Annotated in this window: 23 protein-coding genes and 1 pseudogene; 13 read left to right on the top strand and 11 right to left on the bottom strand. The window is 53.2% G+C overall.

What is annotated here, in order from left to right; translation table 11 throughout:
• Positions 1–5: 5 nt before the first annotated feature.
• The 5 genes from Q1A48_RS13120 to Q1A48_RS13140 all read right to left on the bottom strand — a co-directional run bounded on the left by Q1A48_RS13120 (position 6) and on the right by Q1A48_RS13140 (position 8009).
• Entirely contained in the window at positions 6–2096 is a 2091-nt protein-coding gene (locus Q1A48_RS13120) for a PEGA domain-containing protein (protein ID WP_299945584.1), read from the bottom strand.
• A 281-nt stretch (positions 2097–2377) separates the two neighbouring features.
• Positions 2378–3931: a hypothetical protein gene (locus Q1A48_RS13125; protein ID WP_299945587.1), complete on the bottom strand. Its 1554-nt coding sequence runs from the start codon at positions 3929–3931 to the stop codon at positions 2378–2380.
• Between the two features lie 215 nt (positions 3932–4146).
• The gene (locus Q1A48_RS13130) at positions 4147–5376 is read right to left on the bottom strand and encodes a hypothetical protein (RefSeq protein WP_299945590.1); all 1230 of its coding nucleotides are present in this window, start codon (positions 5374–5376) and stop codon (positions 4147–4149) included.
• Between the two features lie 17 nt (positions 5377–5393).
• Positions 5394–6542 (bottom strand): hypothetical protein, encoded by a 1149-nt coding sequence (locus tag Q1A48_RS13135; protein ID WP_299945593.1) that lies wholly within the window; start codon positions 6540–6542, stop codon positions 5394–5396.
• A 171-nt stretch (positions 6543–6713) separates the two neighbouring features.
• Positions 6714–8009 (bottom strand): hypothetical protein, encoded by a 1296-nt coding sequence (locus Q1A48_RS13140; protein ID WP_299945595.1) that lies wholly within the window; start codon positions 8007–8009, stop codon positions 6714–6716.
• Positions 8010–8621: 612 nt separating this feature from the next.
• Between Q1A48_RS13140 and Q1A48_RS13145 the strand changes: the two genes are divergently transcribed.
• The 4 genes from Q1A48_RS13145 (at position 8622) to Q1A48_RS13160 (ending at position 12516) form a co-directional block, all read left to right on the top strand.
• Positions 8622–9692, top strand: a complete 1071-nt coding sequence (locus tag Q1A48_RS13145; protein WP_299945598.1) for a branched-chain amino acid aminotransferase — start codon at positions 8622–8624, stop codon at positions 9690–9692.
• A gap of 382 nt (positions 9693–10074) precedes the next feature.
• Positions 10075–10671, top strand: a complete 597-nt coding sequence (locus Q1A48_RS13150; protein ID WP_299945600.1) for a Yip1 family protein — start codon at positions 10075–10077, stop codon at positions 10669–10671.
• A gap of 673 nt (positions 10672–11344) precedes the next feature.
• Entirely contained in the window at positions 11345–12220 is an 876-nt protein-coding gene (yghU, locus tag Q1A48_RS13155) for a glutathione-dependent disulfide-bond oxidoreductase (RefSeq protein WP_299945603.1), read from the top strand.
• A gap of 86 nt (positions 12221–12306) precedes the next feature.
• A complete protein-coding gene (locus tag Q1A48_RS13160; protein WP_299945606.1) occupies positions 12307–12516 on the top strand; it encodes a hypothetical protein in 210 nt (69 codons plus the stop codon).
• On the opposite strand, the gene Q1A48_RS13165 is transcribed toward Q1A48_RS13160, so the two are convergent.
• The 3 genes from Q1A48_RS13165 to Q1A48_RS13175 form a co-directional block, all read right to left on the bottom strand.
• A complete protein-coding gene (locus tag Q1A48_RS13165; RefSeq protein WP_299945608.1) occupies positions 12509–12997 on the bottom strand; it encodes a hypothetical protein in 489 nt (162 codons plus the stop codon). The genes Q1A48_RS13160 and Q1A48_RS13165 overlap by 8 nt on opposite strands.
• A gap of 37 nt (positions 12998–13034) precedes the next feature.
• Positions 13035–13286 carry a hypothetical protein gene (locus Q1A48_RS13170; protein WP_299945611.1) on the bottom strand — a complete coding sequence of 84 codons (252 nt, stop codon included), beginning with the start codon at positions 13284–13286 and terminating at the stop codon, positions 13035–13037.
• A 360-nt stretch (positions 13287–13646) separates the two neighbouring features.
• Positions 13647–14588, bottom strand: coding sequence for a D-2-hydroxyacid dehydrogenase (locus Q1A48_RS13175; protein ID WP_299945614.1), 942 nt, complete (start codon positions 14586–14588; stop codon positions 13647–13649).
• A gap of 152 nt (positions 14589–14740) precedes the next feature.
• Here Q1A48_RS13175 and Q1A48_RS13180 point away from each other — a divergent pair, with 152 nt between their 5' ends.
• Positions 14741–15643 (top strand): EamA family transporter, encoded by a 903-nt coding sequence (locus Q1A48_RS13180; RefSeq protein WP_299945616.1) that lies wholly within the window; start codon positions 14741–14743, stop codon positions 15641–15643.
• Between the two features lie 19 nt (positions 15644–15662).
• Here the strand turns inward: Q1A48_RS13180 and metG are convergent, their stop codons facing one another.
• Positions 15663–17690 carry a methionine--tRNA ligase gene (metG, locus tag Q1A48_RS13185; RefSeq protein ID WP_299945618.1) on the bottom strand — a complete coding sequence of 676 codons (2028 nt, stop codon included), beginning with the start codon at positions 17688–17690 and terminating at the stop codon, positions 15663–15665.
• Positions 17691–17900: 210 nt separating this feature from the next.
• On the opposite strand from metG, the gene apbC reads away from it, so the two are divergent.
• Both apbC and Q1A48_RS13195 read left to right on the top strand, forming a co-directional pair.
• Positions 17901–19052, top strand: coding sequence for an iron-sulfur cluster carrier protein ApbC (apbC, locus tag Q1A48_RS13190; protein ID WP_299945620.1), 1152 nt, complete (start codon positions 17901–17903; stop codon positions 19050–19052).
• Positions 19053–19677: 625 nt separating this feature from the next.
• Positions 19678–20076: a hypothetical protein gene (locus tag Q1A48_RS13195; RefSeq protein ID WP_299945623.1), complete on the top strand. Its 399-nt coding sequence runs from the start codon at positions 19678–19680 to the stop codon at positions 20074–20076.
• Here Q1A48_RS13195 and Q1A48_RS13200 read toward each other — a convergent pair.
• A complete protein-coding gene (locus Q1A48_RS13200; protein ID WP_299945625.1) occupies positions 20064–21077 on the bottom strand; it encodes a rhodanese-related sulfurtransferase in 1014 nt (337 codons plus the stop codon). The genes Q1A48_RS13195 and Q1A48_RS13200 overlap by 13 nt on opposite strands.
• Positions 21078–21219: 142 nt before the next feature.
• Between Q1A48_RS13200 and Q1A48_RS13205 the strand changes: the two genes are divergently transcribed.
• The 5 genes from Q1A48_RS13205 (at position 21220) to Q1A48_RS13225 (ending at position 25038) form a co-directional block, all read left to right on the top strand.
• Positions 21220–21525 carry a hypothetical protein gene (locus Q1A48_RS13205; protein WP_299945627.1) on the top strand — a complete coding sequence of 102 codons (306 nt, stop codon included), beginning with the start codon at positions 21220–21222 and terminating at the stop codon, positions 21523–21525.
• Positions 21526–22221: 696 nt separating this feature from the next.
• Positions 22222–22542 carry a GFA family protein gene (locus tag Q1A48_RS13210; protein WP_299945630.1) on the top strand — a complete coding sequence of 107 codons (321 nt, stop codon included), beginning with the start codon at positions 22222–22224 and terminating at the stop codon, positions 22540–22542.
• Between the two features lie 129 nt (positions 22543–22671).
• Entirely contained in the window at positions 22672–23259 is a 588-nt protein-coding gene (locus tag Q1A48_RS13215; protein ID WP_299945632.1) for a flavodoxin family protein, read from the top strand.
• 964 nt (positions 23260–24223) lie between these two features.
• On the top strand, positions 24224–24490 hold the full coding sequence (locus Q1A48_RS13220; protein ID WP_299945635.1) for a hypothetical protein: 267 nt from the start codon (positions 24224–24226) through the stop codon (positions 24488–24490).
• A gap of 53 nt (positions 24491–24543) precedes the next feature.
• Complete coding sequence (locus Q1A48_RS13225) at positions 24544–25038, top strand: DoxX family protein (RefSeq protein ID WP_299945638.1); 495 nt, start codon at positions 24544–24546, stop codon at positions 25036–25038.
• 93 nt (positions 25039–25131) lie between these two features.
• Here the strand turns inward: Q1A48_RS13225 and Q1A48_RS13230 are convergent.
• A pseudogene (locus tag Q1A48_RS13230) lies at positions 25132–25428 on the bottom strand (integrase core domain-containing protein); the annotation flags it as partial.
• Positions 25429–25439: 11 nt separating this feature from the next.
• Between Q1A48_RS13230 and Q1A48_RS13235 the strand changes: the two are divergent.
• Positions 25440–26189 carry a hypothetical protein gene (locus tag Q1A48_RS13235; protein WP_299945641.1) on the top strand — a complete coding sequence of 250 codons (750 nt, stop codon included), beginning with the start codon at positions 25440–25442 and terminating at the stop codon, positions 26187–26189.
• Positions 26190–26272: the final 83 nt, after the last annotated feature.

The raw sequence follows: 26272 nt of genomic DNA on the forward strand, positions 1-26272 counted from the left end.
CCCTCCTAGTTTATCCAGCGCGCTATTCTGAATCCGATATCATTGCGCGGTGCCTCTCCGTAGTCCCGGTAAGACAAACGCAACTCTGTCAGCCCTGAGTGGCGCCAACTGGAGCCGCGAATTACATGGTAGTCACCATCCTGCGGACCCATGGGATTTTCCTCACGGCGTGTTGAGAGGCCAGTACCGATGGTGTAGAGGTCGTGTATCCATTCTGAGACATTACCACCCAGGTCGTGAATGCCCAGGGGATTGGCGTTGTAGCTGGCGACGGGAGCTGTTGCCGCATAGCGGTCGCTGTATGTGCGCATGACGGTTGGAAGCAGTTTTGCAGCATGGCTGTCGGCATAATTTCCGGAGTTATCGCTAACTGGAAGCGTATTGCCCCAGGGGTATTTACGCATGGCGCCCCTGTCGTAACGTGCCAGCCAGGCCCACTCTGCTTCCGTAGGCAGACGGTAACCGTTTGCCGCAGAGTCGAATCCGATGATCCCCCCTTGTCCGGTCAGGTATACCGGCGTTAAACCGTCACGCTGACTCAGCCAGTTGCAGAAAAGAGTGGCGTCGGCCCAACTGATATTGACCACAGGCAGGTTATCGTTATCCAGGCTCACACCATTGACATGGCTTGAGCTGTGCATACGTTTATATTGGCGGTACTCTCGATTGGTGACTTCTGTAGTGCCTATATAGAAGGGACGGGTAAGGGATACTTGACGCATGACCTCATTGGCGCGGCGCCCCTGTTCACGACGGGAAGAGCCCATGGTAAAGACGGTATTGGGGCGCATCAATTTCATGGTTCCGCCCGCGCCGTGGCGAAACTCCGATGGCACCTTGTCCCAGCGTGCCTGTTCGGAAGAGAGGAGGACCGCGCGCACCGTTTGTTGCAGTTTGGCACTGGGTACAATACTGGTATCAAACTCTGCATACCCCTCCTTGCGCACGACGATACTGTGACTTTTGGCGGGGAGGTTGAAAGTCTGACCACTTATCCCGGCGTACTGTCCATCAATATAAACTTCGGCATCGGCGGGGACACTGGTTATATGGACCCTGCCATAAATCGCACTCAGGTTGATACTGAGATCGCGCTCCATGCCAGCACCCAGATCAATGGTGTGTTCGACCGAGGTATAGCCGTCCTTGAAAAAGCGCAGCCGATGAATTTCCCCTGACGAGAGTTCCAGTTTTAAGGGTGTGTGCCCGCGAAATTCACCATTGACGGTGACTCCTGCACCCTCAGGAACCGTGACAACCCGCAGCAGTCCGTCGGCCGGGCCCAGGTGCACCCTGGCCAGGGTCTGATCCACACCGGCAGTGACCGCCACGGGAATATCCACTGTCTTGTGATCCGGAAGTGAGACAGAGACAGTTTGATTTCCCTGGATTAATTCAGCAGTAAGTGGTGTGGTACCGAGGACGGTTCCATTGACCGTGACTGTGGCCCCAATAGGATTACTGCTGATATGTATATTGGCCCAGGCGGGGCGGAGCTTTGCCTGTAGGCGATGGGTATTGCCCAATCCCTCAATCTCTATCTCCTGTGTAAAGGGCAGGTAGCGATCAGAGAGCACGGTCACTTGCATGATCCCGGCGGCAACCTTTTCTACCAGCCCATTTTCGTTGCGCACCTCATGACCATTGATGAGTACTCTGATCGGTACCGCAGGGTCACTTTCCACCTGTAACCTGCCCGGTAATTTTTCCAGGGTAACAGTGTGGCGGCTGTGCCCATCACCAGTGACCTCTATTTTTCCACTTTTGGGTAGATAGCCCTCGGCACTGATGGTGAAGCGGTAACTGCCTGGCAACACCAGGTGACCATCACCCAAAGGGAGGGCAAGGCCACTAATACTGACGTTTGCATTGGCGGGTTTGGTATCGAAGATCAGAGACCGTGCACTCACCAGGTAAATGAGTGCGAGCAGGCCAAGTACCAGACAAAATGACACAACCAGGGCACGCTTGGAGAACAATAGGCGGGTGCGGGTGGCGTTTAGTTGTACTGGCGTAAAACCGATAGGTTCGATGAAGGGGGAGTCATCGAGCGCAGATTTTTCATCGCGGACAGGTACTGCCTCTTTCACTGCCATGTTTGCTTCCCTATCGCTGCGCACTTATGGACTTATCGCAATTGCTCTGGCGTCGGTACGCCTGTGCCGAAACGGATACACCGGTGTCGCGAAAGCGGAGGTGAATGTCTAACGGTGTGCAACAAAGCTTAGCTCGCAGGTACTGAGGGCATTGCGCCTGGCTGTCCGTTTGACACAAAATCCCTCTTTTCGCGACAACGAGCGAGCATTTCTATTTCGGTACCGCTACTCAATAATAACGTTATTTTTTAGAGTGGTACCCATGAGCAGGGTTCTTGTCTCTAGCTGTTATTGACGCCGTTTATTTTATCAGCGCACTGAATGACGATTTCTGTGACGGGTTTGCCGGGTATAACAATAAATTCACGCCGCACATCCCTGTAGCCTTCGCGAGTGCCTACAGCGGTATAGCGACCGGGTTTTAGTGCAATTTCGCGCTGGTCAAAGCTGCCCAGCCTGCCCACATGATAAATGGTGACGTGCGTGCTACGATCGGACTTAAAGCGGACAGGTAATGGAATCATTGCCTGTGTGAGCGCATGCTCAAGATCCTTGATTTGGCCTTGTAAGCGTGGCGTCTGTGCGTTGAGCGTGCGTGCATCTGCAAGCACCTGTCGGGCCATGGAATTGCGCTTTTGTTCGCCCAGAGTCAGGGGATCCTTGAGTAGGTCCTGCATTTTGTCATCGAGCCGGGCTCTTGCAGTAGTACGCGCCTTTCCCGTGATTGCGGCGACCAGACTGGCATCTTTTTTAACCAGGGTGGTATAGCTGAGTAAGGCCTCATGCCAAGCCTCCCTGTCTTCCTCTTTACGGGCTTGGTGAAATAATCGATCAATTTCTTCTCTCTCAGCACCATTGCGGGCCTGGGTCAGGCCAATGCCGGGCGCTTTGGCATGGGGTTGCAGTTTCTGTGCCTGTTTAAAGTATTTTTTTGCAGATGCATAATGCTTGCCCGCGATGGCGGCGTATCCTGCCGACATGGCATCCTGATAATTTCGCTCAGTAATCTCCAGGAGGACTTTTTTCAGCAATGCCTTTGCTGGCACTGTTTCGGTGTCGATAGCGAGTGCTTTTTGCAAGACATTTTTTGCCAGGTTCAGGTTTCCATCCAGATAAGCAGCTTTGCCATGAATATAGTTCCACCAAGCCAGGGGTAGCCGGTCTGAACGCTCGAGTCCCTTTTGTCCTCTGGGGTGGCGTTCAGAAATAGTCAGCACCAGTTTAAATGCGTCTGCCGCAGCTGCCCGGTTGCCCTTTTCGAGAGCCTGGTTTCCTTCAGTGATGTGTTTTTCCAGGCGGTCGGGGATACTCTCACGCAGTGATTCCAGAGCCTGCAGGGCTTCTCTGTATTTTTCCAGTGCTTGCAGGAATTGCCGCTTGCGGTAAATCCCGTCTGCCTCTAACGCGAGAACCTCAGCCGCGGTGAACTCCCCGAATGCCCATACTTTCACCCGTCTCTCCAGCAATTCTTCCTTTAGGGCGAGAATGTCTTGTAGCGTCTCCTGTACGTTTCGACGCTGCTGCATAATCTCCGCATCGCTATAAGGGGAAGCCTGCCCAGAATTGACGGATTTATCAGTTTTTACAGAAACCTTGTCGGTGTGCTCCAGGCCCAATTGCGGTTTGTCTATCACTCTGGGCAATCCCCAGAAGACCCCAACCAGAGCACAAACCAGCACAATACCAATGGATATTGGCCAATAGGATTTCCTCCGAGGATATTTGTCAACGCGCTCAACCGAGTTGTCGGGCTTATGCGCCTTCTCACCGCCAAAAGTGAATTCGGCTGGTTCAATGGGGGCTAAATCTTCCTTGGAGTGTTCGCGGGGCTGCATAATGGTTCCGCCGTGTTATTCATGTCTCCAGTGAAGATTTCGGGTGTTTTGAAAAGACAACCAGGTTAGTGTGGTAGCGTGTCGCACCTCTGCTAGACAAGTGTCTTCACGTTTCTGCGTCAGAATCTTAGAGCTGGCAGTGAAATAGTTGACAGCCTGTCTATCTGATTGGCGGCTTAGCGGAGACCTGGTTTGTAAAGGTATCCTATTTGCTCCTAGATACTGGAAGTCGATGAGCCGGTTTCCGCATTGTAGATTTCCTTCAAAATTTCTCGCCACTGCCTGTATTGATTCTCTACGGAACCAGTGAGGGTTACTGTGCGATCTTCCAGCTCAACGATTTGTGGTTCTACCTCTGCCTCCATGGAATCCCCCAGTTCCTGCAGGGTCTCCAGGTGCATTTTGGCATCCGCGCGGCGGTCGAACGCACTTTTGACCAAATAGCCTCCCGCGCCTAGCCCAACCTGTCCAGCGGCCCGGGCACTGCCAGCCCCCGAGCCAGCTGCGGCAATGCCACCGATAATAGCGGCAGCGCCAATAAGCGTATGGTTGCGGGCCTTGCGTTTTAATTCGCGCATCTCCCGCACCTCTTCATAACTTCTGGCGCGCCATTCCTGATAGGGGACTTCCATCGTTTTTGCAAACGTTCCGTAATATTCCTGAAGGGTATCTACAAATAGATGATCCCGCTCCCTGATTTTACGCACACGTTCGAGCATTGGATCATTTTCCGCGGGCAGGGCGCCCAGGTAGTAGATACCATCCTGTCTTTGGCGCAAGTAGCGGTTGAAAGCCTCCGGAGAAAAGCTGCGCGCGAAACGCATCTCTGAAATTGTGCGAAGTTCGGCGATTTGCTGGTTTGACAGTTTTTGCCGGTAAGCGAGCATATCATTGGCGATGCGGTTGTAGATGCCCTGGAAGGCGTCACCTTCGGTGGGGTGCTTGCGGTCATAAGCGTAGTGAGAGGCGGCTTCGGAATAGGCCCTGGTGAACCAACGTTGGCCGCGGGAGTCGGTCACTGTAATCTCCACAGACAATGTTTCACCATCGGACTGCACAATACGACCTGAGACAGTGACATCGATATTGGTGCGGGCGGAGGGGATAACCCGCACAGCCCCCCAGCCTAAACTTGACTGGAGTGAATCTGCCAGGGTTACCGCCATGTATCGGGATTCAGCCTGGCGCAACTCGGGAAATACAAGCGTATCCTCCCCGGCTTCGGCACTGTCCAGGCCGGGATTAAATTGGATAACCCCCACATCCAGTAGGCGCGCTTCGGCGATGCTTTCATCTTCTATGGTCAGAGGGGTAAACGCAGTGGTTCGCACTTCGGTAGTAGTACAACCGGTGAGCACAAAGAAAACCTGGAAAAATACCAGCCAGGTACCGTAGCGCTTTGACAGAAGTTGACCACCAAGGCCATTTCTCTTGAAAAATAACATGCCGTTTTCCTTAAGTGCTATTTTGTGGCACTTTTGTATTTCCGGTACTCCTCCCAGAGTTTTTCCCGCAGCTCGGGATCGGTTTCGCGCGTGGCGGCCTCGCGAATCTGGCGTGCTACCACATCGTCATCGGTACCACTGGGGATGTCGGCGGGTACCACCGCCTGTGTATTTCTATGGTTGTAATCCCCCTGACGGCCAGAGGCTGGCAGGCCGGGCCCGGTAATTTGACCACTGGAGTTGTTTTGCTGCGGCCCGCCGTCCGCAGAGTTGTTGCCACCGGGCGGTGCGGGAATCTCGGCTTCAGCGGACTCTATAAGGTCCTCCAGGGATTCGCCCGCAGGGGGCTCGTCCATCGCTTCTTCACCAGTTTCTGCGGAGGCGGAGCCGGGTTTGTTGCGAACATAGTCCCGCTCGCGCAGGATCATACCGTCATAGCTCACCATCGTGGACTCGAAACGCCCCTCCAACTCTGCAACCCGTTCTGCAGCCGAGGTGGGCATTTCGTTGGGGGCGCTGCCCGTGCGGGCAGCACCCGCCGGTGATTGCCCCGATGTGGAACTGCTACTGGAGGCGGCGCTGCTGGAGGTACTGCTTGGCGAGGCGCTGCTGGATGAGGCACTGGCAGAAGAGGCCGATTGCTCTTCTTCGGAAAAATCGATGTTTTCAGGCGGGGAGCCCTGTTCGCCGGAGGAGGGATCAGGCGGCATTGTTCGATCTTGCGGCACCTGATCGGAATCGCTGTACATCGGTGAAGAGGGAGAGCGGCTGCGCGAGTCTGGTGTCGGCAAATTGTCCTCTACCGGACGCGTCCGTGATGACTGTTCGCCGCTACTGGCGGCTGTTTGCGTGTCGCGACGGGATGTTGTGTCCGCTGCCGGTGATTTGGCGCCTGGCTGGCTGGAGGAACTGCTGCGCGGTTGGCCACTGCCTGCCGTTTGGGGTTGGTTGGGGCTTTGTGAGCGGCTGGTGGACGGTGAGCTGCTCTGGGATTGTGGTTGTGAGGGGGAACTGGCCGAGGGCATCGACGGCACTGCCGGAGGCTGGGATTGCGTCTGCTGGCTTTTGCACCCGGCAATCGCCGAGACCAGTAGTGCGGCAGAGAACAGGGTGTGCCAGCCTGTGGCCTGGCGGTGGCTTTTGCGTACCGCTTCCCGAGATGTCATCTCTTCTCTCCTTAGATTGCCTGGCAAGGTGCCGTGGCAAAGGGGGTTGGCTGTGAAAACGGATGGGTATTGCCAACCCGACAAGTCTCAGTGTGGAATCTTAAAAATAGCCGTTCATAAATGGTAAATACGATTTCCACATAAATACTGGAGTGCTGTAAAGCAAAATCTTCAGTTGAAGACAAAGCGCTGTACTAGGCCGCGAGTTTCTACCGCTTTGCCATCTTCAAAGCGCGGTCGGAACTTGGCGCGTTTTAGAATGTTGCGAACTTTGGAGCGGGTGTTTATTTTGCCCGGCGGGTAGGCTCTCAGGATCTTGATATTGCGCGCTTTGCCAAAAGCGGTAACGTCATAGGTAACCGTAATGTGGGCGTTGGCCAGCGCTTTGCTTTCCGAGTCCAATATCGGCAGTGCCGGAAGGGCGACGGGGCGGCCAAAAATGGCCTCGATCTCATCATTTGAGGCGCCATTGTCCCAGAGGGCCTGGTAGGCTTCGCCATAAGTCTTGCGCGCCGAGTGCCATTTGTTGAACATCAGGTACCAGTCACCCAGTTCCACTTTGGCTTTCGCCGAGGCTGCCGGCGGAGACTGTGGGTTCTTTTGGTAAACATCGACAATTCGGGTAATGGCTTTTTTGCCGGTATTAAACCCTTTCATCCGGTACTGATCCAGTTTGGTATTCTGGTGTACGCCGGGGCCGATATTCCTAAAACTGGTATTGATAATCAGGGGTGCCTGCGGTTCGCCTTTGTAGGTGGCCAGGTAATAGTTTGTGGCTGTCAGCCCGCGAAGCGCATCCACCAGGCGAAGATCCGCAGAGCCAAAGTTTTTGGCGATGATATCAATCGCCAGGGTGTAGAGATTGGTGGCGCTGATCAGGTGTTCAACGACTGTGTCGCCTTTTTCTTCTTTAAAGGCCTGCAAGTGCCAGCGGCTCAAGTTGTCAATTGCCGGCAACATGCGGGGATCTTTTTCTCCGTAATTTTTTTCGTACAACCAGTAGAGGTATTGTTGGTTGTCATTGGCTTCATCCCAATGATTCATTGCGATCTGGCTTTCGATCAAGCGTTCAATCATAGGAATCTGGTTGAGCGAGAAAAGCCCTTCATTAACACGGTTTACCAGCATTGCCCGCCGGAATTCCCCGGCGGCCTCCCGGTGTGCACCGGCTTTTTGTAAAGCCGTGGCCAGCCCCAACAGTTGTTCGTCAATGCCTGCACCATAGGCGCCGTGCTGGGCCTCCAGCTCCTCGATGCGTTCGCGATAATTCTGCACGGCTTCAGAGGGTCGCAGCTGTCGCTGTTTTTTCTTTAGTGGCTTGGAGGCGGCTTCGATAAACGCCTGGGGAGGGGCGGAATCCGGGTTCACAGGGACGCCATTTGTCGCCAGGGCACTGTTACACAGCAATGCTGTGGCTGTAAACATCAAGCCGATAGCGAGGGAGTTGCCGGTATCTGTCTGTGTCACAATTGAACCACTTCCGTTCCATATTTGCTTTACCCACTCCCGCCAATCGCGCTTGTGCTATTGCGCGGGTCTGTGGTCCTCGTTTCCGCTCGCAAACCTGGCTGGCAAATACGGCGGAAGCTCTCTCCTGAAATATGGTTCCATCCAATCCTGAGGGCCGGCGATTCCTCGCTCTGAAAGGCCTTCAGTAAAAACGCTCCCTGGCGCTGATATACGCTTTTCTGGCCGCGTATTAAACAGTATAGCCAGCATAAACTGTCACCAGAGGCACCGTGACGGAGACTTCAACCCACCATCGCGGTACCAATAAGTTTTAGGCCACTCTTTTGGTTTAGCAGTTTGGAGAGGCAAAGAATCCCGGATTCATCAAGCAGATGCCAAAAGTTTGCACAGGAGGATTCAATTTTCTTCTGCACGAGCAGGTGGCGCTTGCAGCCGGTTGCGAGATAGGTCGTGATGAGAGGGGCAACTGGATGAGAAAGGACTTCCATCCTGACCAAAGCGCCTTGTTAAAAGGGAAGTGGCAACTGCTCAAGGACTCTTGAAAACTGCATTTGGATTACAGCGCCACAGGCAGCATAATCCTCCAATTGAAGTAAGAGGAGGATTTTGGTGAGTATCTCTATTGATCCTGATGCAGTATCGAGTCTGCACAGATACAAAATGCCGAGAAAACTGGGCTTTGGTAGGGTACTAGCGCCAGTGATGTTTCGTGCTATCTGCCAGGATGGCTGCTGGAGCAGAGGGGAACTGGTTCCCTATACGGCGATATCTTTGGACCCCGCGGCTAAAGTGCTGCACTATGCCCAATCGTGCTTCGAGGGAATGAAGGCGTACCGTACACCGGATGATGGAGTCGCCCTGTTCCGCCCGGAAAAAAACGCCGCCCGCATGACATACTCCGCCAAACGCCTGTGCATGTCCCCTGTACCCGAGCCCCTGTTTCTCGATGGGGTGCGCACAATAGCTTCCTATTGTGCAAATCTTGTACCTGGCAACAGTGGTGAGTCTCTGTATCTGCGCCCTTTCCTGATGGGCACGCAGGCCGACCTGACTGTATCGACCAGTGCCTCTTATGCGTTCTACGTGATCGCCAGCCCATCGGAAGCCTACCATTCCGGCAATATGCGCCTCTGGGTGGAACGCGATGACACCAGGGCTGTGGTAGGCGGTACCGGAGATGCAAAGGTCGGCGGCAACTATGCGGCTTCCCTGCTGAGTACGGGGCGCCTTCGGGAACGGGGTTACGATCAATCCCTGTGGCTTAATCCTGCCAACCGCAGTAGCGTGGATGAACTCTCCGGTATGAACTTCTTTGCTGTCATCGGAGATGCACTTTATACCCCGGCACTCAATGGCTCTATTTTGCAGGGGATTACCCGTGACTCCCTGATCGAACTGGCCAGGGATCAGGGGCATCTGGTGGTGGAGGGCGAGATCCATATCAATGAACTACTGAAACAGGTGGATTCCGGTGTCTGCCCAGAGGCATTTGCCTGTGGTACCGCTGCGATCATCAGCCCCATCAGTGTGATAGGAGACGCAGGTAGCAGTTACCGCTTATCAAAGGCGCCCGGATCTGTCGCCCAGAGTTTGCGTCAGGCGCTTTTGGATATTCAGGAGGGGCGGACAGAGGATCGCTATGGCTGGATGCAGCCGCTGGAGGCAATAAGAAGTAGCTGAGACTGGCTACATCCTACCCCGGAGAAGCAGCCAGGGGTTTTCGGGAAAGATACTTGGCCCAAAGACTCTGCGACAATCTTTCAGCAATGAGGTTTCCGTTGTTTATCTGATTTTGTCACCATCGTACCGGGTTAATTCGTAGCACTTGAATGTCACTTATTGTTTCGGGGGGAAACGTCAATATGGACATTCCCGCCAATCTCCCTCTTACTGTTGACTTCAGCGACTGCAGATTCTACAACTAGCTCGGTACTAAAAGAAACGGACTGGAACTTGGAGGATGACCTTTTAGTGGTGCCTCTCATTTTGACCAGTGGTTCCAAGATCAATTTGAGCAGCCAGGTCGCACTCAAAGTTCCTTACAGAGCGTGAGGAAGACGGAATGTTGATCCATATGTTCGGCCTTATGATGCAACCGCGCAGGCAGTGGCAACTGATTGGCAACCTATCCGAGAAAAATTTACGCCGGCAAATACCTTACGTCATCCTGCTGGCCCTGTTGCCGGCGGTGGCCTGGTATTTTGGCACAACCAAAGTTGGCTGGAGTATCGGTGCTGGTGACCCAGTAAAGATTACCGATCAGAGCGCCCTTGAGCTGGTTGCGGTTTTCTATTGCACCATGGTGCTGGCAGTTGTCGCAATTGGCTACTTTATTCACTGGATGGCCAAAACCTATGGCGCAGAAACCCACCCAATGAAAGGCGTGGTTGTTGCCGGATTTACCGCGACGCCGATTTTCCTTGCCGGTATTGCCGGTGTCTATCCGCTACTGTGGCTGGATATTCTCTTGGCCACAGTGGCCGTAGCCTACGCGGTTTATCTGCTGTATATCGGCATCCCAATAGTGATGGGCGTATCTGAGGAGCGGGGTTTTCTCTTTGCCAGTGCCATAGTCATGGTTTCTTTGGTGGTTGCCGTGCTGATCATGGTGGGTACCGTGCTATTTTGGAGTTATGTCTCTGCGCCGGTCTTTTATTAATCCTACACCGGGAACTGCTCGCGCAGGCTGGCCTTATTAACCCTTGCAAATGCAGTTATTTTTCTGTTGTGCCGACGCTGAATGGGTGGTAGTCAAATAGGGCATGGAAGACTCTTTGACTGCCGGGTTATCAGCAGCGACGGTAAATCCATTACCCAATGCCCCACTGTCCCGCTTATGGTGGTTTCTTTCACTTTCATACCTTTGAAAAAACTGCGGAGGTTGCAGGTTGTTGATATCCAATAACCTTCTTGTCTTTTGATGAAAAAAGTTGCAACGGTATTTGAGGCCGGGGCTAAAAAACTGGGCTATTAGATCGCTCAACACCTGCATCGGGATTTGTATGGTCATTGACTGGAGAATAGCGACCTTAAAAACTCAGGACGAGATAGATGGGGAAATATGCGATCTAACTATCGACCAAGAAAAACATGAAGATTTGAAAAATCGTCAAATATAATCAAGAGCTGCTTGTGGATCAGGTTGCAAAAATAGTATGCACTTCATAGCTGAATACGCACCTTGCACGGCGGCGTCAATGTCGACAGAATACCGAAAGCATTTGTGAATCTGTTTGGGCTTTATTGGTTAGCGCAGAGATCACGGTTTACGGTAAATTGGTCGATCCATAACTATTGTTGGATTGTCGTGTAACCCCAGTTGGAGTCGTTCAATGTCGGATCAACCCTATACGCCGCCAAAAGTCTGGAAATGGGATACGGAAAGCGGGGGGCAGTTTGCGAACATCAATCGTCCGGTAGCGGGCGCTACCCATGAAAAAAAGCTGCCGCGCGGCAGGCAACCCATGCAGTTGTATTCACTCGCGACCCCGAATGGGGTTAAAGTCACGGTTATGCTGGAAGAGTTACTGGCACTCGGTTTTGAAGGTGCGGAGTACGATGCTCACCTGACGCGCATAACTGAGGGCGACCAGTTCGGCAGTGGTTTCGTGGAAATTAACCCCAATTCAAAAATTCCCGCCCTGGTGGACCAAAGCACTACACCGCCGATCCGGGTATTTGAGAGTGGCTCGATTCTACTCTATCTGTCAGAGAAGTTTGGCGCCTTCCTGCCACACACCCCGGAGCAGCGTACCGAAGCCCTTAACTGGTTGTTTTGGCAGGTGGGTGCGGGCCCCTACCTGGGGGGTGGGTTTGGGCATTTCTACGCCTATGCGCCGGAAAAATACGAATACCCCATTAACCGCTTTGCGATGGAAGTAAAGCGGCAGATGGATGTTCTGGATCGACAGCTGGCAAAACACCCTTTTATTGCCGGGCGGGAATATACGATTGCGGATATGGCCATCTGGCCCTGGTACGGCGCACTGGTGCGTAACGAAGCCTATGATGCCGCCGAGTTTCTCGATGCCAAAAGCTATCAGCACCTGAACCGGTGGGTTGAAGATATTGCCGCGCGACCGGCGGTGATACGGGGGTGCATGGTCAACCGCACCTGGGGTGAACCCAGTGAGCAGTTGCATGAACGTCACGATTCCAGTGATTTTGAGACAAAAACCCAGGACAAGATGCTCCAGGAGGGTGACTAGCGGCGTGCCACTCCGGTCTACAGAGCCCCGCGCTGGTTGAAACTACCATAGGGAATTGAGCAGCCCGGCTAGAAAGCGCGCAGAGAGTGCATCAGCTGTACCATCCGAGAAGTGCGTGGGAATCGCCACAATTTTTCGGTGGCAAAACCGGCAACGAACGCCAGGCCCAAGAGAATGGGCAGGGGAGTTGCCCGCAGACACCGGTAGACTTGCTGTCGCTGCCGGTCGGCTATGCACAGCAGACTCTGGCGCTGTTTCTCAGTATCCTGGCTGCACTGCCGGATTTGCTTATTTAATTGTCTCAGTGACATCGTTTAAAGCCTCTCTGATCTGCCGTTTGGTTTCTTCGAATCCGAGCAGTGGGCGCAGTTTTTGCTGGTAGACCAGGACCCCGATAAAAATAACTGCTTGTATTAATACGAAGACCAGAAACCCAAGATACACCGATTGGGAGAAGTAATAGGTAATTAAGCCCACCCCCCCGCAAAGGCTCACGAGTAGGGCTGTGCCCAGAGGCACCAGCATCAGTTGAAGAAAAATCAGGCGTTTGCCGGCGGTTAAGGTTCTATCCAGTTCCAGCTGGAACAGTTTCTGGATATTGGCCAACCAGGCAGTCAATAGTACCAACATGGCTTCGGCACGGGCCAAAGTCATTTCCAGGCGGTTGTCAGCCCCCTCGCTGTGGTCGTCCTGACCGGCGGGCTTATCCCGGCTGCCTCCTCGTGTTGTAGAGTCGGGATTTACGCCAGATGCCTGGGATTTTTTTTCAGTGCCCATGTTGCGAATATTCTTCCCTGTTGAAAAAAGAAAAAAGTTATTTAAGGAGCTTGGCGATAACCCAGCCGACCATAAAAGCACAACCTACTGCCAAAATCGGGCGTTCCCTGACCGAGGATTCCGCCTTTTGCATAACATCGGTAGCGCGTTGTCTCTGGGTTTCAACAGAGGACTTGGCTCTCTGTTTCAGGTTTTCCGCGGCCTCTGAGGCAGCCTCCCCTGCGAGATTGTAAGCCTGTTGCAGCTTTTTCTTGCTGGAATTTGTCTGTGGAGCTCTTGCGGTTGCCATTGGGGTTTCTCCTTTTCAGGGGTTGATTGCTGATTGCCGACGCATTGTATAGTCGCGCCGGCGAATTCCCACTCGGACAGGTAGTTTTAATAGGGTAATAGAAAATAATCACTGTAGATTTTTCATGAAAAAAGTTATATCAAGTGCCCGCAGGGCCGCTTGCGGTAGCAGTGTTGAAGTGGGGGCAATGCTGAGGATAAGCTTCTGGTTGGTGCAGGGCTCAGGGGGTGAAAATCAAACCGGAATGGATGACCTCCTCTCGCCCTGCAGGGACTGACCCGGCAATCGAATCGGGTTTTCATAACCAATGAGGTAATCGCCCTATGTCTTTCGGCGCAACCGCGAGAACTTGTGCGTGACTCACAGAATGGCATCCCGTTTCCAGGTTTTTATATTGTCCACCACGCCATCGAGAAGCCGCTGGCGGCTCTCACGGCTGATCCAGGCGTTGTGAGGGGTGATAATCAGGTTGGGGATATCGCTGTCCAGCAGGGGGTGGTTCTCCGGTGGTGGCTCTTTGTTGAGCACATCCAGCGCGGCGCCTCCCAAGTGCCCACTGCGCAGCGCATCGGCCAGGGCCTCCTCATCGACCAAACCGCCGCGGGCGGTATTCACCAGTAGAGCGCCGGGTTTCATGGCTGCGATAAAGGGGCGGTCGATCAATTTTTCTGTCTCCGCGGTGAGGGGACAGTGCAAGCTGATGACATCCGATTCAGCCTGCAGTTGTACCAGGGGAATCCGGTTGTTTTGTATTTTGCCGCGGAGGGACTCGGCGACCAACACCCGCATCCCCAGAGCCTGCCCAAGCCTGGCAACACTCTGCCCCAGTGCCCCATAGCCGATAATACCGAGAGTCTTGCCAGCCAGCTCTATCACCGGGTAATCCAGCAGGCAGAAAATCTCAGACCGGCTCCAGCGTCCGTCCATTACGTCCCGGTGGTAGCGGTACCAGCGGGAGGCGAGGGCCAGGATCAGTGCCAGGGTGTGCTGTGGCACAGAGGCACCGGCATAACCTTTGACATTGCGCACGGCAATGCCGAGATCCCGTGCGGCCTCCAGGTCGATATTGTTGGTGCCGGTGGCACAGACACAGATGAGTTTGAGATGGGATGCCCGTGTCAAAAGCGGGCGATCCAGGATCACCTTGTTGGTGATTACTACTTGGGCATCGACGATGCGTCCGGCAGTTTCGCTGGCGGAAGTGGTATCGTAGAAATCCCAGTGGTCTAGACTGTTTTGCAGGGCCGACGTGTCCAGTTCCTCGAGCTTCATTGTCAACGCGTCCAGAAATACGCCGCGCATAGGGTCTCCTTGGTATCTGTACATAAGGTACAGATATGCTATGGCAGTGGGCGCCGAATGCAATGGCGACTCCCGAGTATGGCGCGCTGAGTCCGGTGTGCATGACTACGGTGCGTTCGTGAGCCCTTCTGTTGTTATTGAAAAGGGCGTTTATGGGAATATCGATAACCGCTGCAGCTCTGGTTCTGGTATCGGCATTTCTACACGCGGGTTGGAATCTACTAGGAAAGTCCCGCACCCCTTCCCCGGCATTTTTCTGCATCGCCACGCTCAGTGTAGGCCTGCTGCTGCTGCCCCTGGCTATTTGGGTCTTACAGCAGGCAAAGGCACTGCCCAGTGCGTTCTGGTTGTTGTTGGTGGGCAGTGGTTTTTGCCAAATGGTCTACATGGGCAGTCTGGCGCTGGCCTACCAGCGCGCCAACATGGGGCTTGTGTACCCCATTGCGCGGGCGCTGCCGGTGCTGTTGGTGGCGGTGGCCACGGTTCTGTTGGGCCAGCGGCTGCCGGGATTGGCCTGGGTGGGGATGATGTTGGTCACACTCGGTTGCCTGCTGGTTCCCCTGGTGTATTTTCGCCAATGGCACTGGCGGGCTTACTGGCGCGCGGACTGTGCCTGGGCACTGATGTCGGCGCTGGGTACCGTCGGCTATTCCCTTGCAGACAAAGGGGCGTTGATTTATCTGGAAACGGCACTCGATGGTGCGGTAACACCTTTGGCAATGGCCTACAGCTACCTGGGCATGCAGTTTTTTGCCTGTGGGATATGGCTGCTTTTGGGTTGTCTGGGAAAGCGCGGGCGCGTCCAGTTGGCACTGAGTTTGGGGGATTTGAAGCTGGGAGCCTTGACAGGCCTGATAATGGGGGTGACCTACGGCCTGGTACTGCTGGCGATGACCATGACGGAAAATGTGAGCTACGTGGTGGCCCTGCGCCAGCTCAGTATTCCTCTGGGGGTTGGGATGGGGATTTGGTTGTTAAAGGAACCGGCGCACAGGCCCCAGCTGCTGGGCGTGGGGCTGGTGTGTGCCGGGTTGATTGCGGTGTCTCTGCGTTAGGGCCGGGTAGCCTTGGCCATTACATCACGCGCATGCCCGGTTTGGCGCCCTTATGGGGTTCGAGAATCCACAGATCCTTGCCGCCGGGACCCGCGGCCAGCACCATTCCTTCGCTAACCCCAAAGCGCATTTTGCGCGGTGCCAGGTTGGCGACCATTACTGTGTGCTTGCCCTCCAACTCCTCCGGTGTGTAGGCGCTTTTGATACCGGCAAACACCTGGCGGGTTTCGCCTCCCAGGTCCAGGCTTAGCCGCAGCAGTTTGCCGGCGCCCTCCACGTACTCGGCTTTGGCAATCAGGGCGATGCGCAGGTCCACTTTGGCGAAATCGTCAAACTGGATCTGCTCGGCGATGGGGTTTTCGGCCAGTGGGCCGGTGGCCGCTTTGGCTTCGGCCTGCAGTTGCACCAGGGATTCTTTGGCGGCATCCATCACCGCGTCCACCTGGGTTTTCTCCACGCGCTGCAGCAGCGGCTTAAATTTCTTGATCTCGTGGCCTGCCAGCGGGGTGGTGGCGTGCTTCCAGTCCAATTCACTATTGAGGAACTCCGCTGCTTTTTGCGCGGTATTGGGCAGCACCGGTGCCAGCCAGGTGATCAGGGCACGGAACATATTCACCCCCTGGGAACAGATCGCCAGGACTTCCGCCCCGCTGCCCTCCTGTTTAGCCAGGGACCAGGGTGCCTTGTCGGCAATCCAGGCATTGGCGGCGTCAGCCAGAGCCATAATGTCGCGCATGGCGCGGGCGTATTCGCGCTGCTCGTAATAGTTGGCAATGCGTGGGGCGGCTTCAATAAACTGATTCCACAGCTTTCCGTCGGCCAGCCCGATAGCCAGTTTGCCACCAGCTTTGCTCACAAACTTGGCGGTGCGCGAGGCGATATTGACAACTTTGCCCACCAAGTCGGAATTTACCTTGGCGATAAAGTCGTCCAGGTTCAGGTCCAGGTCGTCCACGCCCGCGGTGAGCTTGGTGGCGAAGTAGTAGCGCAGGTACTCCGGATTGAGATGATCCAGGTAGTTACGGGCGTTGATAAAGGTGCCGCGGGACTTGGACATCTTCTTGCCGTTCACTGTGAGGAAGCCATGGACGCACACCTTGCTGGGGGTGCGCAACTCCGCGGAGTTGAGCATTGCCGGCCAGAAGAGCGCGTGGAAGTTAACGATATCCTTGCCGATAAAGTGGTAAACCTCGGCCGCGCTGTCTTTCCTCCAATATTCCAGCCAATCCCTGCCAATGTGGTCGCAGTAGTTTTTCAAGCTGGCCAGGTAGCCAATGGGGGCATCCAGCCAGACATAGAAGTATTTGCCCGGTGCATCCGGGATTTCAAAGCCGAAATAAGGGGCGTCGCGGGAAATATCCCACTCCTGCAGGCCCTCTTCCAGCCACTCAGCTAGCTTGTTGGCGACCTCATCCTGCAGGGTGCCGGAGCGGGTCCAATTGCGCAGGAATTGGGTAAAGGCGGGCAGGGTGAAGAAGAAATGCTCGGACTCTTTTTCTACCGGAGTAGTGCCGGAGATGGCGGAGACCGGATCGATCAGTTCGGTGGGGCTGTATGTGGCGCCGCAGACCTCACAGTTATCACCGTATTGGTCGGGGGTGCTGCAGTGCGGGCAGGTACCTCTGATATAGCGGTCCGCCAGGAACAGCTGTTTTTCCGGATCGAAGGCTTGGGTGATGGTGCGCGAGGCGATATGGCCATTGTCGCTGAGGCGCCGGTAGATCATGGAGGACAGCTCGCGGTTCTCCTCAGAGTGGGTGGAGTGGTAGTTGTCCACCGCGATCAGGAAGTCGGCGAAATCCCGCTCGTGTTCTGCCTGCATACGGGCTATATGCTGTTGCGGGGTAAGGCCCAGCTGTTCAGCCTTGAGCATGATCGCGGTGCCGTGTGCGTCATCGGCACAGAGATACAGACAATCGTTGCCGCGGGTGCGCTGGAAACGCGCCCAGATATCAGTCTGGATATATTCGAGTACGTGGCCCAGGTGCAGGGAGCCATTGGCGTAGGGGAGTGCGCTGGTGACTAGGATTTTGCGCGTATCGGACATCGGTTTTTCCATCGCTGAGGGGTTGTGGCCAGAGGCTCCGCTGGAGGGGACGGAGATTGTCAAAAGACCGCGGAATATAGCAGATTTGAACTATGCCGGGGAGATGGGATCGCGCGCCCACGGCATGACCGGATTGATCCGGTCGCTGGCCTTGGCGCGGATCATTCGAGACAATGCAAGTTGGACAAGAAGCAGCGAGAGGGGAATACCGTGAGCGATCGTCATCACGACCATGAAGGACTGTCACAGGAAGTTCAGGCAGAGCTGGAGCGTTTGGCTGAGTGCCTTGGTCAATTGCACGACCCGGTCAGCGGTTTACCGCTGGATGCGCTGGATGCGGAAATAGAAGTGGGTTTTGAAGGGGACGGGGTCTTTGCCGGTATTACCCTCGGGTACCCTTGTGCGAGCGAGGAGGAGCACTGGCGCGAGCGGGTGTTGAAAGCGTGCGAACCCCTGTTGAAAGGGGGCCCTTTGGCCGGCAGTAGCTTACAGTTTGAGCTGTTCAGCGACATTCCTGCAAATTCCGTTGCAAATGTGCCTGAATCCTTACGCGGTGTAAAAAATATTGTTGCAGTGGCCTCCGGTAAGGGTGGCGTGGGGAAATCCACCACTGCGGTAAACCTGGCTCTGGCCCTGTCGGCAGAAGGCGCCAGTGTAGGGCTCTTGGATGCGGATATTTACGGCCCGAGTCTGCCTACCATGCTCGGTACTGAGGGTGTGTGCCCTCAGGTTAAAGAACAGAAAAGTTTCGTGCCGGTGACTGTTCAGGGCATTGAGACCATGTCCCTGGGCTACCTGATGACAGAGGACACCCCCGCTGTCTGGCGCGGCCCTATGGCCAGTGGTGCGCTCAACCAGATTCTTACGCAAACCCTCTGGTGTGATGCCAAAGGCGAGTTGGATTACCTGATCGTGGACATGCCCCCCGGCACCGGGGACATCCAACTGACATTGGCACAAAAAACCACCTTGGCCGGTGCCGTGATTGTAACCACTCCCCAGGATCTTGCGCTGAAAGATGCCATAAAAGGTGTGGAGATGTTTCGCAAGGTTTCGGTGCCGGTGCTCGGTATCGTGGAGAACATGGCACTGCACACCTGTTCCAAGTGTGGCCACAGCGAACCTGTTTTCGGCACTGGCGGTGGTGCGCGCATTGCGGAGCAGTACAATACGCACCTGCTTGGAGCACTTCCCCTGGCACAGAAAATCCGCGAGGACGCAGACAGTGGGCATCCCAGTGTTATCGCGGATCCGGAGGGAGAGATCGCCGGTTTTTATCGACAAATAGCACGCAGAATGGCAGCTGAGATCTGGTTAAACAACACTGGTGATGAGGCGTTGCCAGAAATCGAAATTAGTTGAGCGCAATCGCGATGCCGGTCACAAAGAAGTGATTTTTTGTTTTTTTGGGTTTTTCGCGGATTGATTTGTCCCTATATTGACGCTCCCGGTGCGCCCCTTGTGGAAATCCCAGTTACGTGAAAGGGGTGTCAAGTGTGTGCGGGGTCGCTAGCCCTGCCACGGTTTTTCAACTGCCGGCATTTGCAGAGAATACGAGAGATATAATAATCACTGTTGGTTTTGCGTTATTTATTAGCCAGCCGCTCTCGATCCTGCTGAACCTGGATTGATACTCCACAATTGCTGCTGCCCTGTCGACGTTGTCGGAAAAATCCGGTACTGATACTGTATTCTTGCCGTGACGGTCAGGATTGTCTGGGGATTTATTCCTCGCGGACAACCGGAATAACTGTCCTGAGTGGCACACACAAACCGGTAAAATCCCTTCGCATAGGTTTCTGCGTATTGTGGACAACACACCGGCAGGTCAGCGCTTAGCTGATATGGCCTGCAGTGATACTGTGAGGGGCGTGAGGGAAAAGCGCTTGACGAGCCTGGTTAGAAAACACGGTGGGGAGGTAGGAAACAGGCGTTACTGAAGCGGTAATTCATAAAAAAATAGGCGAAAGCATGGATGCTGGCATCAATGAATTTTCATATCAGTTATCGATCGGTGGGTGGCGTGGCGCGGGTGCTGTTTTATGGGCCAGTGGGATTTGCAGAGAAAATGGAGGCCTCGGCCCGCCTGGTAGAAAAATATCGCCACAGGGTGCCGCTGCGCGTGTTGCTGGACTTGCGCTATGCGCGTTCCAAAGTCACTTTAGAGGAGCAGCGGCAGTTTACCAGTTACATTGCGGAACACCCGGTGCTGCGGCGAGCCTATATTGCCGTGCTGCACCCGCGCAGCCGCTGCACCGTGCCGCTGGCAACGCGGGGTTGTTTATTTCGACACAGTTCTAGGGAATTTGTCGCCGAGGCCGAAGCCGAGGCCTGGCTCTCCCGGATCAAGGGCGCACCCAGGCCTGTGGCGCTTCAGTCGCTATAAGCCCGCTGCGGGGTTTGTGCCGGTTGGGATTGTGCCTGGCGGAGGCGCTCTTCTCTTTTTTGCTGGCGCTTGTCGACTATCAGGTCCCGAACATCCTGGCCCATATGCTGTTCACCGCGCTGCTTTGCCAACTGGATCTGCTTTTCGCGTTCGCGAAATCGGGCGCGGTCGGCTTCCTCCACCTTGTCGTGACAGTGGGGGCAGCTGACTCCCTGCTCGAACAGTGGAGATTGTTGGTCTTCTTGGGTGATCGGCATACGGCAAGCGTTGCACTGGTTGTAATGACCGCGTTCCAGGTCGTGGTTGACAGTGACCCGCTCATCAAAGACGAAGCACTCGCCCTCCCACAGGGACATCTCCCTGGGTACTTCTTCGAGGTACTTCAGGATACCACCGCGGAGGTGGTAGACTTCCTCAAAGCCCTGTTCTTTCATATAGGCTGTGGATTTTTCGCAACGAATGCCGCCGGTGCAGAACATGGCGACCTTCTTGTGCCTGGCCGGGTCCAGGTTCTCTTTGATGTACTGGGGAAACCCGCGGAAGGTGTCGGTCTTCGGGTTGATGGCATCCTTGAAAGTGCCCACCTGGAATTCATAGTCGTTGCGAGTGTCCACCACGACGACCTCCGGGTCGCTGATCAGAGCATTCCAGTCTTTGGGTTCGACGTAGGTGCCCACCACACACAGGGGGTCAATACCCTCCACACCCATGGTGACAATTTCCCTTTTCAGCTTGACCTTGCTGCGCAGGAAGGGCATCTCGTCAGTGAAGGACTCCTTGTAGTCCAGCTCAGCCAGGCGCTGATCGGATTTTAAGTAGGATAGAAGTGCATCTATGCCATCGCGGTGACCGGCAACAGTGCCATTGACCCCTTCACGGGCGAGTAGCAGAGTGCCACGTATACGGTTTTTCAGCATGACATGCAGCAGGGGCGTGCGCAGGGACTCAAAATCCTCCAGACTGACGAACTTGTAAAGTGCGCATACAACGAATTGATCCATGGTACTTCCTTATTTGCGGGCCGGAGCGTAAATCCGGAGCAGAAAAAATCAGTGTGGATTTTATCGTAAAAAAACAGCTTGTCGTACCTTTGACTGGCAGTTTACAGCTGTCCCGGCTGGCGGTTGACCGGAAGGCCGCAACTTGTCAAAGTTCTGGTTGAAATTTCAGGGCCTGAGTGAGGAGAACCCTATGGACGAAGAATTTGCACCGAGAGAGTCAGAGTTGAGCCGGATCTACCGCGAGGGTGATGTGTCTGTCCGGATCGATATTTACGAGGGTGAGGGAGGTGGCTGGCTGCTCGAAGTCGTCGACGAGAATAACTATTCCACCGTATGGGAGGATGTGTTCGAAACAGACAAAGAGGCCCTCGGCGAGGCGCTCGACTCCCTCCGCGAGGAGGGCATCGCCTCCTTTGTAGGGCCGATTCAGGAAACGAACGGCAACTGATGAGTCAACTATTGGTCTGGTGATCGCAGTGACTTGCCGGTGCTGATTTGGCGCGAACGGTTGGAATGCAGGTAGCTCTCCGCAGCTTTATCTCTATTCCTAACGCGGCCATTGGGCGGTATCTCAGCCCGTTCAACCCGCCACCTTATCGAGATTGAGGTCTCTTTGGTGGTGGCCAATCCGCCCTGGTGGACCATGAACTGTGGCTACCCTCCATCTAGTACGCCCACTTTACCGAGGGCGACGGCCTATTTATCAAAGGCCCGAAGGGGGATATGGTCAGCTTTAGCCACGAAACCAACTTCGATAACTCCTTGGAAACCCTGAGCTTAATTATGGGCCTAGATCGGGAAATCTAAGTCTTGAAAAAATGATCTATAGTGTCCCATTGTATAAAAAATGGGCGTGTTCCATTTGTAGTAGCGGAACAGCTGAGCTTGGGTTGAGTTTTAGTAATATTGCTATCGTTGTTGAATCCAAGAGTATTAGAGTTGAATAATTGCATAACAAGTCAATGGTGCATCAGCTCAGCAAGCTGGGCCTGGATTCCCATTTCGTACCTTCGACACAACATTACAACCGCACATTGAGGTGTAAATACTACCAGGGAATAATTAAGCTGGAGAATAAAGTGAGTGGCTTCTCTTTAGGTGGATGTCAATGTGGCGGAATCCGTATGAGTTTTCCGGGAAGATAATGCAATTATTTGTCTGCCATTGCGCTAAGTGTCGAAAGCAATCTGATTCTGTTTTTACGAACAAAGAAGCACTCTGTGTCCCTAAAGGCAAACCAAAATTTTGGTGCCCCACAGCGGATTCTGGCAATGCGCTTGAATGCGCCTTTTTTCCTAAAGGCGGGATCAGGTTATGGCAGCAAAGGCGAGGTTCTACTGAGATTGTTAGTGTAAAGGGCGGATCTTTAGATAACCCCATTGATATTGATAAAGCTATTCACATCTGGATTTTTCGTAAACTTCGAGGATTTCATATTGCGAAAGGTTCTACTCAGTTTCCATAGGAACCAGTGGTCGAGCAATACTAACCAGGCTCGCTCAGCCCCCCGGCCTGGGCTGGACAGCCTGCGCTGCGCTTCGACTGACCTTGTTAACGGTGTTATGTTCTTATACCAAGCAATAAAGTGCAATTAATGATAAAGATTGGAATCGTATATTTTTCTAACACTGATGTAACAGGAAAGCTCGCAAAGGCAGCTTGCAGCGAATTGGTTAATCAGAAAGTTTTATTTTTCTTTCATCAGATATTAGGAGCTGAAATAATTGAGGAGCGGTTTATAAATAAAATACTAATGGACGAACTTAAAACCTGTGATGCAATAATTTTTGGTTCTCCAACTTATATGGGTAATGTTGCAGCACAATTCAAAGCCTTCGCAGATGCGACAAGTGATTTCTGGGAAACCCAAGATTGGTCAGGAAAAATTGCTGCTGGTTTGACTTCAGGAACGGGCCTCAATGGAGATCAAGCCTCAACGCTCCAGTACTTTGTAACTTTAGCAAGCCAGCATGGCATGATCTGGGTTGGTCTTGATGCTCCTTTTAGCAATACCGTCAAAGATGTTAATCGGTTGGGTTGTCAGCTTGGTGTAACCTCTCATAGCCTTGATGGCAGTGCCCATGAAACAGATATAAGGAGTTCAAAGTACCTGGCACATCGAGTTTTGACTACAGTGCAAAAATTCAAAAGCGGAACATATCCCATCGTTTCGGACCTGTAAGGGGTGGGCTAATGGCTAGCCGGTGAGATGGCGATTGATGCGTCTTGCGTAAGCATGTAAAGGTAAAGCATAACTCACGTGGAAAATAGCTGGCTACTTGGCTCGAGGATATACAGGGTGACCCAGCTTCAAGCTTTCCCATAGTGATTCAAGTGGAAGGGGCCCGCAATTGACTGGAGAAATCTTCGCCCTTCTCAACCTTCAAAGCATTGATAGCGCCGCTAAATGATTATTGAAGAGCGTACTCTAAAGGGCATTCCAAAATATGAGCAGTGGCGGAAAAAGCGGGCTAAAGCGCTGCTTTCTGATGCTGAAGAAGTTGACAGACAGGGCTCCTAAGTGGTGGTAAAGGGCTATGCGTTATGATGACTCCGATGGGAAGCCAGACCTGAAGGTAGTCAAGTAGTATCTCTCATGTAGGGATGCCTGTCTGCAGTTGATAAAAAACTCATAAACAAGCCACGGGTCGGAAAAGTTTAAAAAGTGAAAATGGGCCTTTAGCGCAATTGGTTAGAACACCCGGCTCATAATCGATAGATCCCCAGTTCAAGCCTGGGAAGATCCGCAATTTTCCCATATAAATCAACAGATTAAATCACTCAATCTGGCTTTATCACTTTTTTCAGGATTCAAATTTACCATGCTTGTAAAAGAACTGCAGGACATTGCGATCCACCTTCACCATTGACCAGGAGTGGGTGCTGGTGAGGGACTAGAAATAGCCCTCGAGCTGCTCTTGGGTGAGGGTGTCGGGGGGCTATCAAAATATTCGCAGACGCGCCGTATGGCGCGACTGTCAAGGTCAATGGTCGATTCGGCTTTGCCCTGACGTTTGAGTGGGCTAAGATGTTTGAGGTGTAGTGAATCGTATCGTTTCTGCTGTGCTTTGCTCATATAGATATTCCTCTGGTTGCCGTGCTCGAATAGGAGTGCGTAGACAGGACAGCTCGCCTGGGGCTCAGGAATGCGTAAATCACGTTCAATCGATGTGTCACCTGCAACATCATTTGCGCCTGTAGCAGGGGTGTTGGCCGCATTTTTTATTTTAGGTGAAATTCAAACGCACTCACAGTTTATTGACGGCGCAATATTAATGATTGGTTTAGCTATTTGTTTATATGCGATTTATCTACAACATGAAAAAAACGTTACAATACATGACTCACTGAGTGAAGATGAAGTCGCGCCAATGTTGAATGCAGAGTGTAGAGCAGGCTTTAAATACGTATGAAGCATCTAAATTAAAAGTTCATAATTATGCTATAGCCATGTAAGAGGGTAAATATGTTTACACAATTTTTTCCTTTAATTAAAAGACTACTTGTTGGTGATCGTAGCTGGGAATGGTTACCTATTTTGGTTGCACGTGTATCATTGGGGTTATTTTTTTCGGTGTCTGGGTATAACAAACTATTTATGCCTGAGAGGCATGCAGACCTTATAAATTTGATGAGCGAAATAGGAATGCCCTTTCCTGAATTTATGGCGCTGTTTTTAGGTTGCGTAGAGTTTTTTGGTGGATTGCTATTAATAGTGGGTCTTTTGTCAACACTTGCTGCGATTGCATTGACGATTGCAATGATTGTTGCCATCACCACTGTTGAAATTGAGCATGTTATTCCTAAAGACATTGGGCCATTGGATTGGATGAGCTGGTTTCTTTATTTGCCCCAAGTTTTATATATTATTTTATTTGTATGGTTAATGGCTACAGGTCCTGGTCGGTATAGTTTAGATTATCTAATCGCTAATAAGTTAGGCGTTAATAATAAAAATTAAAGGAAATGGGATGATGGACTTAGCAAATGTACATTGGATTGCTGTCATTGTTAGTGCAGTTATTGCCTTTATAGTAGGTTGGGTGTGTGGTGGTCAACTTTTTCCGGACAGTAAGTTAAGATTTTCTTCCGCCTTTGCGGGTGGTATACCATCGTTGTGCTGATGGGGGCGTTCCCAGTTGTAGTTGGTAATCAGATAGTGACTGATGTCCCGGCTTGCCTCTGCGATGGAGGCGTAGCCAAGAGACGGTACCCATTCGCTTTTCAGGCTGCGGAACAGTCTTTCCATCGGAGCATTGTCCCAGCAATTTCCACGACGACTCATACTCTGAGTCATCCGATAGCGCCACAGCCGCTGCCGGAACTTACGGCTCCCATATTGACTCCCTTGTTTTTCGCAGCGTGCCGCTGCCGCTGCACTTTGCCGGCAATGAGCGCGGGGCTTTTGGTTTTCCGCAACCGGGCACCCTGGTGGAGCTGGCCTTTGCCTATGGCCGCCCGGACCAGCCGTTTATCCGCACGGTGCTGTGCCGGGGTCTGGGTGTGTCGGCATTGGATCGCGAGGACTTAGTCTGGCAGCAGAGCGATACCGTGCGCCAAAAGGTGGATGCCCAGGCAACCTGGCACTGGGAAACCCACGGCGAGATCCGCGAGCGCGCGCTGCAGAAAACAATTGAAGCGGCCGCATTGCATACAGACTGCGACAATGAACACCGCCAGGTGCGCCAGCATTCCATGGAAGCAGTGGCGGGCATAAAACTGATCGAAGCCCTGGGTGCGTTGCGGCTACTGTCTGGTGGCAGTGCCAATCTGTCTGCGCTGGATAATCTCAATCTCACCACTGCCAGTGATATCAATGTCACTGTGGGGCGGGATTTGAAAGAGCAGATTGGGAATATGCGTGAATCCGTGGCCAAGGTTCTCCAGATCATCAAAGTAAAAGATGGTGGCAAGGTCTGGTTGGGCAGTGAATCTCTGAACGTGCTGAAAGTGCTGGAGGATTTGATAGGCGTGGTATCAGCCCTCGCCGGCACTTTCGCGACTCACTCCCACCCTGGTAATGGTCAGAAGCCGGCGCAAGAGGCGGCGATTAATGGGCATAAGGGTAGTACGGATGGGTTGGGGGATAGTCTTGGGACAGTGGTGGGGTGAAATAATGTGTAGTAGTTCAGACTTGATCTGACAGTTACCGGTTTTTCTGACGGTGGTCTGTCAGGTCAGGTTCAGTTCACGAA

The sequence above is a fragment of the uncultured Microbulbifer sp. genome (genome assembly GCF_947489355.1).
GTDB lineage: Bacteria > Pseudomonadota > Gammaproteobacteria > Pseudomonadales > Cellvibrionaceae > Microbulbifer.

Excerpts from the sequence above, each read along its gene's own strand:
- Q1A48_RS13130 (WP_299945590.1), bottom strand. The coding sequence starts at position 5,376 with ATGTTATTTTTCAAGAGAAATGGCCTTGGTGGTCAACTTCTGTCAAAG.
- Q1A48_RS13165 (WP_299945608.1), bottom strand. The coding sequence starts at position 12,997 with ATGGGCACTGAAAAAAAATCCCAGGCATCTGGCGTAAATCCCGACTCT.
- Q1A48_RS13220 (WP_299945635.1), top strand. The coding sequence starts at position 24,224 with ATGCGTAAATCACGTTCAATCGATGTGTCACCTGCAACATCATTTGCG.
- Q1A48_RS13125 (WP_299945587.1), bottom strand. The coding sequence starts at position 3,931 with ATGCAGCCCCGCGAACACTCCAAGGAAGATTTAGCCCCCATTGAACCA.
- Q1A48_RS13225 (WP_299945638.1), top strand. The coding sequence starts at position 24,544 with ATGTTTACACAATTTTTTCCTTTAATTAAAAGACTACTTGTTGGTGAT.
- Q1A48_RS13170 (WP_299945611.1), bottom strand. The coding sequence starts at position 13,286 with ATGGCAACCGCAAGAGCTCCACAGACAAATTCCAGCAAGAAAAAGCTG.
- Q1A48_RS13200 (WP_299945625.1), bottom strand. The coding sequence starts at position 21,077 with ATGGATCAATTCGTTGTATGCGCACTTTACAAGTTCGTCAGTCTGGAG.
- Q1A48_RS13210 (WP_299945630.1), top strand. The coding sequence starts at position 22,222 with ATGCAATTATTTGTCTGCCATTGCGCTAAGTGTCGAAAGCAATCTGAT.
- Q1A48_RS13150 (WP_299945600.1), top strand. The coding sequence starts at position 10,075 with ATGTTGATCCATATGTTCGGCCTTATGATGCAACCGCGCAGGCAGTGG.
- metG (WP_299945618.1), bottom strand. The coding sequence starts at position 17,690 with ATGTCCGATACGCGCAAAATCCTAGTCACCAGCGCACTCCCCTACGCC.
- Q1A48_RS13120 (WP_299945584.1), bottom strand. The coding sequence starts at position 2,096 with ATGGCAGTGAAAGAGGCAGTACCTGTCCGCGATGAAAAATCTGCGCTC.
- yghU (WP_299945603.1), top strand. The coding sequence starts at position 11,345 with ATGTCGGATCAACCCTATACGCCGCCAAAAGTCTGGAAATGGGATACG.
- Q1A48_RS13135 (WP_299945593.1), bottom strand. The coding sequence starts at position 6,542 with ATGACATCTCGGGAAGCGGTACGCAAAAGCCACCGCCAGGCCACAGGC.
- Q1A48_RS13195 (WP_299945623.1), top strand. The coding sequence starts at position 19,678 with ATGAATTTTCATATCAGTTATCGATCGGTGGGTGGCGTGGCGCGGGTG.
- Q1A48_RS13180 (WP_299945616.1), top strand. The coding sequence starts at position 14,741 with ATGGGAATATCGATAACCGCTGCAGCTCTGGTTCTGGTATCGGCATTT.
- Q1A48_RS13175 (WP_299945614.1), bottom strand. The coding sequence starts at position 14,588 with ATGCGCGGCGTATTTCTGGACGCGTTGACAATGAAGCTCGAGGAACTG.
- Q1A48_RS13215 (WP_299945632.1), top strand. The coding sequence starts at position 22,672 with ATGATAAAGATTGGAATCGTATATTTTTCTAACACTGATGTAACAGGA.